General features: G+C 67.3%; 10 protein-coding genes. 8 read left to right on the forward strand and 2 right to left on the reverse strand.

What is annotated here, in order from left to right; genetic code table 11:
- The first annotated feature begins 24 nt into the window (after positions 1 to 24).
- Both J7E80_RS05485 and J7E80_RS05490 read left to right on the forward strand, forming a co-directional pair.
- Positions 25 to 3381, forward strand: a complete 3357-nt coding sequence (locus tag J7E80_RS05485) for a glycosyltransferase family 2 protein (RefSeq protein WP_215050468.1) — start codon at positions 25 to 27, stop codon at positions 3379 to 3381.
- The gene (locus J7E80_RS05490; protein ID WP_215050469.1) at positions 3374 to 5134 is read left to right on the forward strand and encodes a DUF5719 family protein; all 1761 of its coding nucleotides are present in this window, start codon (positions 3374 to 3376) and stop codon (positions 5132 to 5134) included. The genes J7E80_RS05485 and J7E80_RS05490 overlap by 8 nt, the downstream gene beginning before the upstream one ends.
- Before the next feature lie 38 nt (positions 5135 to 5172).
- On the opposite strand, the gene J7E80_RS05495 is transcribed toward J7E80_RS05490, so the two are convergent.
- On the reverse strand, positions 5173 to 5685 hold the full coding sequence (locus tag J7E80_RS05495) for a metallopeptidase family protein (protein ID WP_215050470.1): 513 nt from the start codon (positions 5683 to 5685) through the stop codon (positions 5173 to 5175).
- A gap of 122 nt (positions 5686 to 5807) precedes the next feature.
- Here J7E80_RS05495 and J7E80_RS05500 point away from each other — a divergent pair, with 122 nt between their 5' ends.
- From J7E80_RS05500 to J7E80_RS05520, 5 genes are all read left to right on the forward strand, one after another.
- Positions 5808 to 6197 (forward strand): DUF3499 domain-containing protein, encoded by a 390-nt coding sequence (locus tag J7E80_RS05500; protein ID WP_215050471.1) that lies wholly within the window; start codon positions 5808 to 5810, stop codon positions 6195 to 6197.
- 76 nt (positions 6198 to 6273) lie between these two features.
- Entirely contained in the window at positions 6274 to 6558 is a 285-nt protein-coding gene (locus J7E80_RS05505; RefSeq protein WP_215050472.1) for a Trm112 family protein, read from the forward strand.
- Between the two features lie 52 nt (positions 6559 to 6610).
- Positions 6611 to 8098 carry an adenosylhomocysteinase gene (ahcY, locus tag J7E80_RS05510; RefSeq protein ID WP_215050473.1) on the forward strand — a complete coding sequence of 496 codons (1488 nt, stop codon included), beginning with the start codon at positions 6611 to 6613 and terminating at the stop codon, positions 8096 to 8098.
- 152 nt (positions 8099 to 8250) lie between these two features.
- Positions 8251 to 9483, forward strand: coding sequence for an Ig-like domain-containing protein (locus J7E80_RS05515; RefSeq protein WP_215050474.1), 1233 nt, complete (start codon positions 8251 to 8253; stop codon positions 9481 to 9483).
- 204 nt (positions 9484 to 9687) lie between these two features.
- Positions 9688 to 10872: a TIGR01906 family membrane protein gene (locus tag J7E80_RS05520; protein ID WP_396020727.1), complete on the forward strand. Its 1185-nt coding sequence runs from the start codon at positions 9688 to 9690 to the stop codon at positions 10870 to 10872.
- A 54-nt stretch (positions 10873 to 10926) separates the two neighbouring features.
- Here J7E80_RS05520 and J7E80_RS05525 read toward each other — a convergent pair whose 3' ends face one another.
- Positions 10927 to 12633, reverse strand: a complete 1707-nt coding sequence (locus tag J7E80_RS05525) for a phospholipid carrier-dependent glycosyltransferase (protein WP_215050475.1) — start codon at positions 12631 to 12633, stop codon at positions 10927 to 10929.
- Positions 12634 to 12765: 132 nt separating this feature from the next.
- Between J7E80_RS05525 and rsmI the strand changes: the two genes are divergently transcribed.
- A complete protein-coding gene (gene rsmI, locus J7E80_RS05530; RefSeq protein ID WP_215050476.1) occupies positions 12766 to 13677 on the forward strand; it encodes a 16S rRNA (cytidine(1402)-2'-O)-methyltransferase in 912 nt (303 codons plus the stop codon).
- The last annotated feature ends 185 nt before the right edge of the window (positions 13678 to 13862 follow it).

A 13862-nucleotide genomic window follows, 5' to 3' on the forward strand; every position in this document is an offset into this window, starting at 1 on the left:
CAGGAAGTACACGTCACTGCCGTTGTGGTTGCACACAACGGCAGTGACTATCTCCCCAGGACCCTGGCCGCACTGGCTGGTCAGACCCGGCCGGCAGATCTTGCGATCGGAATTGATACCGGTTCCCAGGATAATTCCGCTGCCCTCCTTGAGCGCGCACTCGGCGAGGCCAATGTGACAGTCGCCAGTGCCGGCAAGACAGGGATGGGGGCCGCGGTAAACGCCGGGCTTGCTGCCCTGGCACCCTGGCATCCGGAAGCTCCGGAGGCAGGATCGGAATGGATCTGGCTTCTGCACGACGACGCCGCCCCCGGCCCCGAGGCGCTGGCCGAGCTGCTGTACGCCGTGGAGCGGGCCCCCTCCGTCACGGTGGCCGGCTGCAAGCAGTTGGACTGGGACGCGAAACGCAGGCTGATCGACGTCGGCCTGTCAACGAGCCGCTGGGCCGAACGCCTCACGCTGATCGAGGCAGATGAGCTTGATCAGGGCCAGTACGACGGCCGCTCCGACACATTCGCCGTCAATTCGGCGGGCATGCTGGTCCGGCGTGACGTATGGGAACTTCTGAAGGGGTTCGACCCAGCACTTCCCGGCACCGGGGACGACGTCGACTTCTGCTGGCGCAACCGTCTCGCCGGCCACCGGGTGGTAGTGGTCCCCAGTGCAAGGATGTTCCACGTTTCGCACCGGCCGCACGGGCTGGGCACACCCTCGGCGGCGCGCCGCGCGCAGGTGCATCTCCGGCTCAAGCACGCCTCGGCGTGGCTGGTCCCGGTACATGCCGTAGCCGCACTCCTGGGCAGCATCTTCAAACTCGTCTTCAGCATCGCCGTTAAGGATCCGGGGCACGGATTCTCCCAGCTCCTGGCCACAATTGCGGCGCTGGGCCGTCCGGCCGCCATCTTCCGCGGGAGGCGCAATGCCGCCCGAACCCGCCGCGTCCCGCGGTCGCTGGTCAGCAAACTGCAGACCGAACGGCGCGAAGTGTGGAGCCACCGGCGCTCCCTCATGGAAGCCCTCGGCGCCGACGACGCAGAGGCGGAGCAGACTGGCAGTGATTCGCTGGCGGAGCAGCCCAGCGGTGACTCCACCGACGACTTCTCCGCCCTCGCCACGGACGAACGCGGCTGGGCGGGCAACGGAGCCCTTGCCGCCGTCATCCTTGCCTGCATCGCTTCGTTCGCCGGGCTGGCGGGGCTCTTCCGCGCCGACGCCGTGGCCGGGGGCTCGCTGCTGCCTGTTTCTGACCGGGTGGAAGACATCTGGCAGCGGGCCTCCAGCTGGTGGATTGGGCTGGGCGCCGGGCTGCCCGGGCACGGCGACCCGTTTAGCTACGTCCTTTGGGTTTTGGGCGTGCTGGGCGGCGGCAACGCCAACGGCGCGGTCGTCTGGCTGCTCCTGCTGGCCATGCCGCTGTCCGGGCTCGCCGCGTGGTTTGCGGCGGGCGCCCTGACGTCGCGCCGGCGCCTCCGGCTGGCCGCCGCCCTGGCGTGGGCAGCTGCTCCGGCCCTGCAGGTCGCGCTGAACCAGGGGCGTCTGGGAGCCATCGTGGCCCACCTCATGATGCCGCTGGTGGTCCTCGCGCTGCTGCGTGCCACCGGGACGACGATCGGTCGCGGCCGCTTTGCCCTGCCCGCATTGTCCGAAGGGTCGTTTACGGAGAGGCCGCCGGTGAAGCCCGGCGTCAACGGAACGCCGTCCTGGACGGCCGCAGCGGCGGCCGGACTCGCCCTGGCCGTGGTTACCGCGGCCGCTCCGTCCCTGTGGGTGCCGGCCGCCGCCGTCATCATTCTTGCCGGCTTCCTGCTGCGGGGGAGGGGACGCACCCTGTGGTGGTCCCTCCTGCCAAGTGCGGCTCTCTTCATCCCCTTTGCCCTGTCCACCCTGGACCGCCCCCGCGCGCTCCTTGCGGACCCGGGGCTGCCGCTGGCATTTGACGCGGCTCCGCTTTGGCAGCGGGTCCTTGGCCAGCCGCTGGGCTTCGACGCCGCGGGTGGCCTGTCCGGGCTCGCGCCGTTCGCCGGCGGCGCCATGCCCTGGGCGCTGCTGCTTGCCCTCCTGATCGGAGCCCCGGTGCTGGCGCTGGCCGTGGCCGGGTTGTTCATTCCTTCCCGGCGCACCCGCGTTGCCCGTGCCCTGTGGGTGGCGGCCCTCATCGCAATGACGGGCGGCTGGCTGGCAGGGCACGTGGCCTCTGGCGCCAATGCGCACGCGCTGGTGCCGCCGTTCCCTGGCCCGCCAGTCTCCGCAGCCACTTTCGCATTGCTGGGCGCGGCGCTGATCGGCGGCGAAAGCCTGCTGTCCCTTGCCGGCAGCGCCGCCACCGCCGCGGGCTCGTCGTCCGGCAGGGCTGCCCAAAGCCTTAACAGGCGTGCTGTCCTGGCGCGGTTCACAGCAGCCCTTGCCATGGTGCTCCTCCTGTCAGGGCCGCTCGCCGGGCTCGCGGCCTGGACGGCCCAGAACGTTCTCCAGCCTGCCGCCGCCGAGGGCCCCGCCGGGACGCGGGGACTGGGTACACCCCGGCTGGTAGCCGCCACGGATCCGCGGACGCTACCGGCAACCGCGACTGACCGCGGTGAGGGTCCGGAGCAGACCCGCACCCTGCTGATCAGCATCGGCGACGACGAGACCTACGATGCCGCGCTCATGAGGGGCGGGGGCACCACCCTGGACGCCCTGTCCACGATTGCCTCGGCCCGTAACATCCGGGGTAATCCCGGCCAGGAATCCATCCGCGAGGATGACGAAGTGACGGCTGCCCTGCGTACCACCGTGGCCACAGTGGTCGCTGGCCAGGGGGTGGATCCGCGCCCCGAGCTCGAACAGATGGGCGTGGGATTCGTCGTCCTGCGGTCCGCGGACACCGCGGCCCAACTGACCGCGAGCCGGATGGACGCCGTTCCCGGCCTCGTGGCTGTCGGTCCGACCGACTCCGGCTGGCTGTGGCGGGTCAGTCTGCAGAACCAGGGCGTCCTCCAGCCCGCCGACGTCGCGCACCGGGCGCGCATTGTCGACGGCAAGGGCGCCACCACAAATCTTCTTCCGTCCGGTCTGACGGGTGTGGACACAGACGTGCCGAAGGGGCCCGAAGGCCGGCTGCTGGTCCTTGCCGAACGGGCGGATCCGGGCTGGACCGCGTGGCTCGACGGGCGGAAACTCACTTCCACCACGTCCGGCTGGTCGCATGCCTTTACCCTGCCTCCGAAGGCAGGCCACGTGACGGTCCGCTACGAAAGCCCCTGGGCAATCTGGACGGGGATTACCCAGGCGGCAGTGATCGGCCTGACCGTCCTGCTGGCTCTGCCAATGCCGGCCCGGCGCCCCAACACCGGCCTGTCCAGGGACGAAGGCTCCCTGCGTAAGGAATACCAGAATGCTTAAGCATGAGAACGACGGCGGCACACCTGCGCTGCCGGCAGAGGACGCCAAGTATTCGGACGCGTCAGATGCAGCATCCAGGGAAGGTGCCAAAGCCGCGAAAAAGGGCCGGCCCAAATCATCGAAAGGGGGCGGGGCCACAGCCGTGAACGAGGGCGGGGCGACAGTCCGGACTAAGGGCGGGCGTCCTGCCCGCCGCGGGGCGGTGGCCGGTCTGCTGTCCGCGGCCGCGATAGTTGCCGCCGGAGGGGGCATCGTGGCGGCGGCCTCGTTTGCGCCGCAACCTTCCGGCGGACATCCGCTTGACGTTCCACTGGCTTCGGTGCCGGCCGGCATCAGCCAGGACGTGTGCCCGGCCCCGGCCAAACTGGTGGAAGGGACGCCTGTGGGCACGGACCCGCAGTTCAGTCCCGTGTCTGACTCGGCCAAGAGCACTGTCTCCGCGGCGGTGGTCAGCGCGGCAGGCGCGCTGCTCCCGGGCAGCAGGCTCTCGGCACTGGATGGATCCGAACTGGTGCAGATTGCGAAGGCCCCAGGCTCTGCCACGGCTCCCGCCGGCGCCTCAGCGCAGCTTGCCGGCATCATTGCCCAGCACCACGTGAAGGATGTCACCGTCCTGAGTGCAGATGCCCTGGGCAACCGCCAGGCGGCGGCTGCCGGAATCATGAGCTATTCGGCGACCGACGGCGATCTCCAGGGCTCGGCTGCCGCCGCCTGCCAGGCCCCGCATAATGACCTTTGGCTGACCGGAGCCAACACGGCGGTTGGCCGGAGCAGTGTCCTCCACCTCACTAACGCTTCAACGACTCCAGCCACCGTCAGCCTGGAACTGTTCGGCAAGGACGGGCAGATTAAGGCCCCGGGCAGCCGCGGACTCCTGGTTGCCCCGGGAACCACGCGTTCCATCGTCCTCGCCGGGCTCGCTCCCGGCCAAGAGCGATTGAGCATCCACGCCCGCAGCACCGGTGGCCCGGTGAGCGCCGTCATTCAGCAGAGCGTCCTTCGCGGGCTGATGCCAGGCGGCGTCGACTTCATCGCCCCGGGAACGGCGCCCTCAGCGCTCCAGGTGATGACGGGAATAGGCATCCAGAATGCTGCCGGACTGAAAACGCTCACGAAGTCCCGCGACTTCAGTGATGCGGCGCCCTCGCTGCAGATCACCGTCCCCGGACCCGTCGACGCCGTGGTGGAACTCAAGCTCTTCGGCAGCGAGGGAGAGAAGGCACTGCCCGGCGGCGGCGTCGTCACTGCCAAGGCGGGAACCGTCACAGAGGTGCCGCTGGCAGGCGTCCCTGAAGGCCACTACACCCTCTCCGCGAGCTCGGATGTGGCCATCGTTGCGGCTGCGCGTGTCACCAAGGGACTGAAAGCGACGGAGGGTACGGACTTCGCCTGGGCACCGGCGGCAGGCAGGCTCGGCAGCCAGCACGTGGTTCCGGTCCCCGGTGCCGGCGAGCGGTCCATCGTCTTCGGGGCACTGGCAGACCGGGCAACGATCTCCTACACGCCCATCACCGCCGACGGTAAAGTGCGTCCTGCCGCCACCGCGGACATCGCCGGCGGAACCACGACATCACTGAAGGTGCCTGATCAGATCGGGAAGTCGCCCGTCGTTGGGTATCTGGTCTCCGCCGCCGGGGGTGCCGCCTATGGCACGGTGCTCCTCGAGAAGGAAGGCAGGAACGACGTCGCGACCGTCGCCGTCACGCCCGGCGCAACAGGCCAGGAGAAAGTGCCCGTATCGCTGGGATACTAGCCCGGACCGGGCGGTCCGCACTGATAAACAGCCGCCGGTCAGTAGCGCCTGCGGTAGACGGGGTCCAGGGTTTCGGGGGCCACCCCAAGCATTTCAGCGGTGTGTTCGACCACCACGTCGTGTACCAGGTCCTGCAGTTCTTCCCGAACCGGGCACCCTTGTTCCACAACCCGGCGGTACAGCGTGATGACCGGGCCTTCGTCCTCCGTGGCGGGCGTGTAGGAGCCCATGGGCGCGGGCGAACCGTCCGCCACCAACTGCTCCAGGTTCGGCGGGATCTCGTCAACCGCAAACCGCACGCCGTCGAGCGTCTTCCCCCAAATGTCGTGGAGCCGCTGGGCGGAGTCCATGACGAATTCGTCGAACCGGTCAGAACGGGTCCGGTAGGCGGGAAGTGTAGGCAACATCAGTTCCCCGCGAAGGCCGCGTCCATGGCGGTTTCGCCTGCGCTGTGCAAAGCTCCGCCCGGTGGCCGAGCCGGCGGCGCCCTGGGATGCCTCGGGGTCAGCCAACCGGACCGTAAAACTCGAATCATGGTGCGATGACTGCATATACCGACTCTAAACCCGCCCGATGATTTGCGCGACATAATCCGTGCCCGCAGCCACCCCCGTGGCGCGTGAGCGTCGTCAATGTGGGAATTCGCACTTCACGGGGGGTAGTCTGTGATGTCGTGGGTGCTATCCGTCAATGTTCCAGGTCAGCCTGCCGCCAGTCAGCGGTGGCAACTTTGACGTACGTTTACGCGGATTCCACGGCCGTCCTGGGGCCATTGGCCACCTATGCCGAGCCGCATTGTTACGACCTCTGCGAGCAGCATGCCGGCTCACTGACGGTTCCGCGGGGCTGGGAAGTCCTGCGCCTGGCCATGCCGTCCCAGCCGCCGCAGCCCGGCCCCGACGACCTTCTGGCACTCGCCGACGCCGTGCGTGAGGCGGCCTCCCGGCCGACGTCGTCCGTCACGCCACAGGGGCAGCGGACCGCCCATTCCACGATCGAGGCGCCGGCCGGCGCGGAGGGCACGCGGCGCGGCCACCTGCGGATCCTGCGAGAGCCGTCCTGATGACCAACTGGCGGTAGGCTGGAAGCTGCAAATCCGTCAGCCGCAGCGCGCCTTCGCCCAGCAGGGAGCATCCACCATGCCAAAGATCAGTCCTGAACTGTTGTCCGTCCTGCGGTGCCCGGTCACCGGCTCGGCCCTGACCCAGGAAGGCGAAGAACTGGTTTCCACGGCCACCGGGGAAAACGGCGAAAAGCTGCGCTACGCCATCGAAGACGGCATTCCGCTGCTTCTTCGCCCTGAGCTGCTGGCCGCAGCGAACACCGCCCAGTCAGACCAGCATGACGGCCCGGCCGCCGCCACCCCAGAATCCGCCAGCCCTGAAACCGCCGGCCCGGAAACTCCGGCCGTGCCCACAGCCTAACTCCACTCCCGCACCGCAGAAGGCACGACGCCGGATACACCAAAGGATCCCAATGACTCTCGATTACAAGGTTGCCGACATCTCCCTCGCGGAGGCCGGACGCCACCAGATCCGCCTCGCCGAGCACGAGATGCCGGGGCTCATGTCGCTCCGCAAGGAATTCGGACCGAGCCAGCCGCTGAAGGGCGCCCGCATCGCCGGCTCCCTGCACATGACCGTCCAGACCGCCGTCCTGATCGAGACGCTCACGGCCCTCGGCGCCGAGGTCCGCTGGGCATCCTGCAACATCTTCTCCACCCAGGACGAGGCCGCTGCCGCCGTGGTGGTGGGCACCGGAACCGTTGAAGATCCCCAGGGCGTCCCGGTCTTTGCCTGGAAGGGCGAAACCCTCGAGGAATACTGGTGGACGGCCGAGCAGATCCTTACCTGGCCGGGTGCGGACACCAACCCCGAACTCGGCCCGAACATGATTCTCGACGACGGCGGCGACGCCACGCTGCTGGTGCACCGCGGCGTCGAGTTTGAGGCAGCGGGCGCCGTTCCCGCCGCCGGCGAGAATGACCCCGAGGAATACGCCATCGTCCTGGACCTCCTGCGCCGGACCCTGGCCGAGGACCCGAAGAAGTGGACGCGGCTCGCCGCCGGAATCCACGGCGTCAGCGAAGAGACCACCACCGGCGTGCACCGCCTCTACCAGCTGGCTGAGCAGGGCAAGCTGCTCTTCCCGGCGATCAATGTCAACGACTCCGTGACGAAGAGCAAGTTCGACAACAAGTACGGAATCCGCCACTCCCTGCCGGACGGCCTCAACCGGGCCACCGACGTCCTGATCGGCGGCAAGGTCGCCGTCGTCTGTGGCTACGGTGACGTCGGAAAGGGCGCCGCCGAGGCACTCCGTGGCCAGGGCGCCCGCGTGATTGTCACCGAGATCGATCCCATCTGTGCGCTGCAGGCGGCCATGGACGGCTACCAGGTGGCCACGCTTGAATCGGTGCTGGCCCAGGGCGACATCTTCATCACCACCACCGGCAACAAGGACGTCATCATGGCCCGGCACATGGTCGGCATGAAGAACAAGGCCATCGTGGGCAACATCGGACACTTCGACAATGAAATCGACATGGCAGGCCTCAGCCGGGTGCCCGGCATCAAGAAGGTCGAAATCAAGCCGCAGGTCCACGAGTGGGTCTTCGAGGGCGACGCCGCGGACGGTTCGGATCCGCGGTCCATCATCGTTCTCTCCGAAGGCCGGCTGCTGAACCTCGGCAACGCCACCGGCCACCCGTCCTTCGTCATGAGCAACTCCTTCGCCAACCAGACAATCGCCCAGATCGAGCTGTTCACGAAGAAGGACCAGCCCGAAGGCGAGCGGGAATACGCCAACCAGGTCTACGTCCTGCCGAAGATCCTGGACGAGAAGGTGGCCCGCCTGCACCTCGGTGCGCTGGGCGTGGAACTGACGGAACTGTCCAAAGACCAGGCAGATTACCTCGATGTGGACGTGGCCGGCCCATACAAGCCGGAGCACTACCGCTACTAATCCCGGCGGTGCGCGCGTTCTGTGCTTCTGGTCCTTAACGAGGGCGGACGGTTGAACCTCCGCCGTGGGATAAAATTGACCGGTCAGCGTTTCTGCTGGGCATACGGACGGATGCCGATTGGCGGCCCGGCGGGGAACATGGAGAACCAATCATGACGGAAAAAGGCAACCGGAAGGTCGGAAAGATCCTTGCGGTCGTGGCGATTTGCGCGGCTGTTGCCGGCGGCGGCATCGGCGTTGCCACCGCGCCGGGCTGGGCCAATCCCGCACCGGAATCCGAGGCCTCCACGCCCGTCCGCAATGAGCCTGGCCTGGCCGCCCCCGTAGTAAAAGCCGTGGAACTGGGCGTGACGCCCACGGACGCTGCCAAGGGTGTCAATCCCGCCGTGGCACCGTCGGTCAAGGCTGTGAACGGCAAGGTCAAGGACGTTGTCCTGGTTCCGACAGCGGGAGGCGCGCCGGTCAAGGGCAGCGTGAGCGCAGACGGCACCACCTGGACCACGCTGGACCCGCTCCAGTTCAACACTGCATACAGCTACAGTTTCACGATTGTTGACGAGGCAGGCCGGGAGACCAAGAAGACGCAGACGTTCACCACGGTCGAAAGCGCCAACGAGGCGGATGCGGCGGTATATCCGCAGAATGGCGCCATCGTCGGCTCGGGTCAGCCGATCGAGATCGTCTTCAGTGAACCCGTGGCCAATAAGGCGGCAGTGGAGAAAGCCGTGAAGGTCACCGTTTCCTCCAAGCAACCCGTCGCATGGCACTGGTACTCAGACCAGCGCGTACGCATCCGGCCGGAGAAGTTCTGGGCGTCCAACAGCCAGGTCACCGTGGACATGAAGCTGTTCGGCGTCGATTTCGGCAACAGCATGATCGGCAACTTCAACGCCAAAGTGCAGTTCAAGGTGGGTCCCCAGCGGCTGGCCGTGGTTGACGACACGACGAAGACCATGAAGGTTTACTTCGATGGCAAGCTCGTCAAGACCGCCCCCGTCACCCTGGGCGATGCTGAATGGCGTTCACCCACCGGGTATGCCGTGATCATGGAGCAGGAACGCCGCTCCAAGTTCAACGCCGGCAGCATCGGCCTGAAGCCCGGCGACAAGGGCTACTATCCACCCCTCACCGTTGAATACGCCAACAGGCTCACGTCCTCAGGGGTCTATGTCCACCAGGCCCTGGAATCCGCCTGGGGCGCCGTGGGCAGGTACAACGTGTCACACGGTTGCGTGGGCCTGCTGCCTGCAGACGCCGCCTGGTTCTTCAACAACATGAAAAGCGGAGACGTCGTCCAGACCCTGAACACCGGGGCGCCAGCCGTCGAACCCCTCGAAGGGTACGGGGACTGGAACATTCCCTGGGCGCAGTACGCCAAGCGCTAACCAGAAGCATCTCAGGGGCACAGCCGCCTCCATCGGGCTGCGTCGTTGATTATTCGTTCCGGTTATAACGAAATAGCGGCATGATTGCTGTGCTGCGGGTGTCACCTCGCGGTGCCCAAGGGCCTGACGGTAGTCTCTTCAGGAGATACACAGCGTTGCCTGGTCCAGGCCTGGTGCGCGGACGCCTACGGAAGTGAAGCTCCAGTGAACGACAATTCTCCGATCCCGTCCAGACGGCTCGAGCCGCAGCTGGATCCGCAGCCGGGAGCCGATAATCCGGCCATTGATCCAGCCAAGGATTCTGACGAGCCAACGTTCGAGTGGATGAAGACGGCACCTTCGGCGGGGCCAGCCAGCGGCGCCGTGCCAGACGGGGGAGCCCAGCCTGCGAGGGGAGTCCCGCCTGCCGGGCCGGCCCAGCCCGGCACCAGGGCGGACCGCAAGGCGGCCGAGGCTGCCGCCGCGGACAGCGCCGCCCACGCTGCACCTGACTCCACCCCGCCGGCCGCCAGGCCTGCCATGGGCGCCCACTTCAGGGAACCCCTGCCGACCTCGGCTCTCCAGATCCGCCCTCCGCGCGAAGACGTGGAGCGCCGCAATGCGGAGCGCGAGCAGGCGGCCAACGCAAAGCCTGTGCTGCCGCGCGTCATGCAGGTCCTGCTGGCTGTTTTCTACCCCGTGGTCCTTTTGGTCCTCGCCGTGCGCGCCGTCACCAGTCCGCTCTTCCTCTGGGCCGAGTACCACCGGCCGGGCTTCCCGGGCGACGGCTACGGCTTCAACGCCGACGACCGCATGACGTACGGCTCCTACGCCGTGGACTACCTGAGCAACTGGTCGGGGCCCCGCTACCTGGGCGAGCTGGTGAACCGCAGCGGGGAGAAGCTCTTCCAGGACGGCGAAGTCAGCCACATGGCCGACGTCAAGCTCGTGATCCTCTCGGCATTCGGCGCCGGAGCCCTCGTTGGCCTGATCTGCATCGCAGTGATCATTTACCTGCGCCGCCGCAGCACGGGCGGTGTCCGGCGCGGCCTGTTCGCCGGCTCCATCGTGACACTGACGGTCATCATCGGTCTGGGTGCCCTGGCGGTACTGGGCTGGGAGCGGTTCTTCACCGAATTCCACCGGATCTTCTTCGCCAACGGTTCGTGGACGTTTGCCCTCGAGGATACGCTGATCCGCCTGTTCCCCGGGCAGTTCTGGATCGACGCGGGCATTGTGATCGCGGCCCTCGTCCTGCTCACGGCGCTGGTCACCCTGATCCTGACTTGGCCCACACGGCGCCGCCGCGGCCTCCCGAAGCCCGCCAAGAAGGTCAAGAAGGATGAGGCCGCGGATTCAGAGTCCCGGTCCGGCAGCCCCACGGGTGAAGACCGGCTGGCACCGCTGTAGAGCGTTCGGGCGAAGGGCTTGCGCGCTGCCGTCCCGCCTCAGATCGCGGTGGCCTCAGATCCAGGAGGGCATCCACATCCGGACCCGCCAGTCCTGGTAGGAGATGATCTCGGCGGTCCAGACGGGATAGAAGAATGCGGACAGCAGCACTGCGCCCACGAGGAACAGGACCACCCCGTACAGCCCTGAGCGCCGGCGCCACAACGGATCGGTTCTTCGCCCCAGGACAAGGCCCATACAGTACACGAGGCCGAGGACCAGGAATGGCGCGAAGGAAATCGCATAGAAGTAGAACATGGTCCTTTCGGGATACAGGAACCATGGCAGGTAGCCGCAGGCCACCGCCGCCAGCACGGCCCCCGCCCGCCAGTCCCTGCGGCCGGCCCACCAGAACAGCAGAACCGCCAACGAAACGGCGGCTCCCCACCAGATGAGCGGGTTTCCCACCGAAAGGATGGCGGACGTGCACTGGGCCACGTCACAGCCGGCCGTGCCCTGTTTCGGGGACTCGTAGTAAAAGGACGTGGGCCTGCCCATCACAAGCCAGCTCCACGCGCTTGCCTCGTAGGGGTGCTCCGAGCTCAGCCCCTGATGGAACTTGTAGGCCTCCAGATGGTAGTGCGCCAGCGACCGCACGGAGTCCGGGAGCCATCCCCAGTCCGCGCTCGGATTCGTCGTAGCCCATTGCCGGTAGTAGGCATCCGTCGACCGGAACCATCCCGTCCAGGTGGCAAGGTAGGTCACCGCGGCCACGGGAACGATGCTCAGAAACGCCGGAAGGCCGTCCTTGATGATGCCGGCGCTGATCCAGCCCCGGATCCCCGCGGTCCGGCGCGCACTTAGGTCCCAGAACACCGTCAGGAGTCCGAACCCGGCGATGAAGAAGAGCGCCGACCACTTGGTGCCGAGCGCCAGGCCCAGACAGACGCCTGCCAGGATGCGCCACCAGCGGATGCCAAGCCAGGGCCCGAACAGGAGCTGAAGCCGGGACGGCAACCCGCCTTGGTAAACAGCCGCCTGCCGGCCGAGCCGGGCGGCCAGTCGGCGCCGGCCGTCATCACGGTCCATGAGCAGCGCCCCGAACGCGGCCAGGATCCAGAACATGAGGAAGACGTCCAGCAGCGACGTGCGCGACATGACCAGATGGTGGCCGTCGATGGCGAGCAGCAGGCCGGCTGCGGCGCCCAGGATCAGGGACCGGAACAGTTTTTGGGCGATCAGGGCAAGGAGCACAATGGACAGCGTTCCTGTCAGCGCGGCTGAAAACCGCCAGCCCAGCGGATTGTCCGGACCGAAAAGCCACATGCCGGCGGCGATCATCCACTTGCCTACGGGCGGGTGGACCACGTATTCGGGGGAGGCCAGAATCACGGTGGGGTTCCCCGCGTTGAAGGCATCGTTTGCCTTGTCCGGCCAGCTCCGCTCATAGCCGCTGATGAGGTACGAGTAGGCGTCCTTGACGTAGTACGTTTCATCGAAGACCAAGCTCCGAGGCACGTCCAGGCGGACGAACCGCAGAATGCCGCCCACCGCGGCTGTCAGCGCCGGGATCAGCCAGAACCAGAGCCGAAGGGACGGCGGGTAGTCGCGCCAGCTTTGGATGCTGCCGATAAGCCGCCGGGTCAGTGCTTCGGCCGTAAACGCTTCGGCGGGGCGGCTGATCCAGCCGTGTCCTTCGAGGTTGCGTCCCCGAGGTGCGGCGGGGGAAACCGGTGTACTGGCGGAACCGGCCGTGTCGGGCCGAACGGAGGTCTGCGTCACGTGCCCATGCTACCTTCAGCCGCCGCCGGCCTCCTGCTGGCGCCTTCCGTGAGCCCGTCCCGGGCGAGCTTCCCGGCCCTCTGCCGCAGGGGTGGGTCTGTGGCGGCTCCGGGCCGGCAGTAGGCTTGAGGCGTGGACCATGAACCGAGCAGCGCGCAGACCAGTACCTCCGAGCAGGCGGCGGACTCGGGGCCGGGCACTCCCGCCGACCGGCCGGGACGCATCGTGCTGGCGGCCACGCCTATCGGCAACGTGGGGGACGCCTCGGCCCGGCTCATCGAGCTGCTGGGCTCCGCGGACATCGTGGCTGCCGAGGACACGCGGCGCCTGCACCGGCTCGTCCAAAGCCTGGAGGTCACCGTGGCCGGGCGGATCATCAGTTACCACGAGCACAATGAGGCCACGAAGACAGCAGAACTGCTGGATCAGGTGCGTTCAGGCAAGACCATTGTCATGGTGACGGACGCGGGCATGCCGGCGGTTTCCGATCCCGGGTTCCGGCTCGTCGAGGGTGCGGTAGCTGCAGGACTTACGGTCACGGCTGTTCCCGGTCCCTCCGCGGTCCTCACCGCCCTGGCACTGTCCGGGCTCCCCACCGACCGCTTCTGCTTCGAGGGATTCCTTCCCCGCAAAGCCGGAGAACGCGCCTCGCGGCTCGCAGATCTCGACGCCGAGCGCCGCACCATGGTCTTCTTTGAGGCGCCCCACCGGCTGGAGCCCATGCTCCGGGCGCTGCATGAACAGTTCGGACCGGAGCGCAAAGTGGCCGTGTGCCGCGAGCTGACCAAGACGTATGAGGAAGTCATCCGCGGCACGTTGCGCGAACTACTGCAGTGGGCAGAGACCAGCGAGGTCCGTGGTGAAATCGCCGTGGTTGTCGGCGGCGCCCCGGAGCGGGAGCCCGGGACACCGGAGGACAATGTGGCCGCGGTCAACGAGCTCGTTTCACAGGGCCTCCGGCTCAAAGACGCCGTGGCCGCCGTGGCCGAAGAAGCCCGCATCAGCAAGCGGGAACTCTATGCGGCGGTGCTTGCAGCCCGGTAAATTCCGGACCTTTGAAGGCTGTGCAGATGCACAGCAGACGGCGCCATGCGTAGTGCGCGCATGCGTAGACACTGGCGAGACGCGGGCAGTAGCGTGGCATTAAACCAGCCAAGCAGGCAGCAGGCGGAACGAGGTCCGCTGCAGGCAGCTGCAACAACCCGCAACCCCGATTGCTGACGAGGGAG

This window comes from Arthrobacter sp. ISL-28 (genome assembly GCF_018613875.1).
In the GTDB taxonomy this organism is placed as follows: Bacteria; Actinomycetota; Actinomycetes; order Actinomycetales; family Micrococcaceae; genus Arthrobacter.

Coding starts and splice junctions, on each gene's coding strand:
- ahcY (WP_215050473.1), top strand. CDS start 6,611: ATGACTCTCGATTACAAGGTTGCCGACATCTCCCTCGCGGAGGCCGGA.
- J7E80_RS05515 (WP_215050474.1), top strand. CDS start 8,251: ATGACGGAAAAAGGCAACCGGAAGGTCGGAAAGATCCTTGCGGTCGTG.
- J7E80_RS05505 (WP_215050472.1), top strand. CDS start 6,274: ATGCCAAAGATCAGTCCTGAACTGTTGTCCGTCCTGCGGTGCCCGGTC.
- J7E80_RS05495 (WP_215050470.1), bottom strand. CDS start 5,685: ATGCAGTCATCGCACCATGATTCGAGTTTTACGGTCCGGTTGGCTGAC.
- J7E80_RS05490 (WP_215050469.1), top strand. CDS start 3,374: ATGCTTAAGCATGAGAACGACGGCGGCACACCTGCGCTGCCGGCAGAG.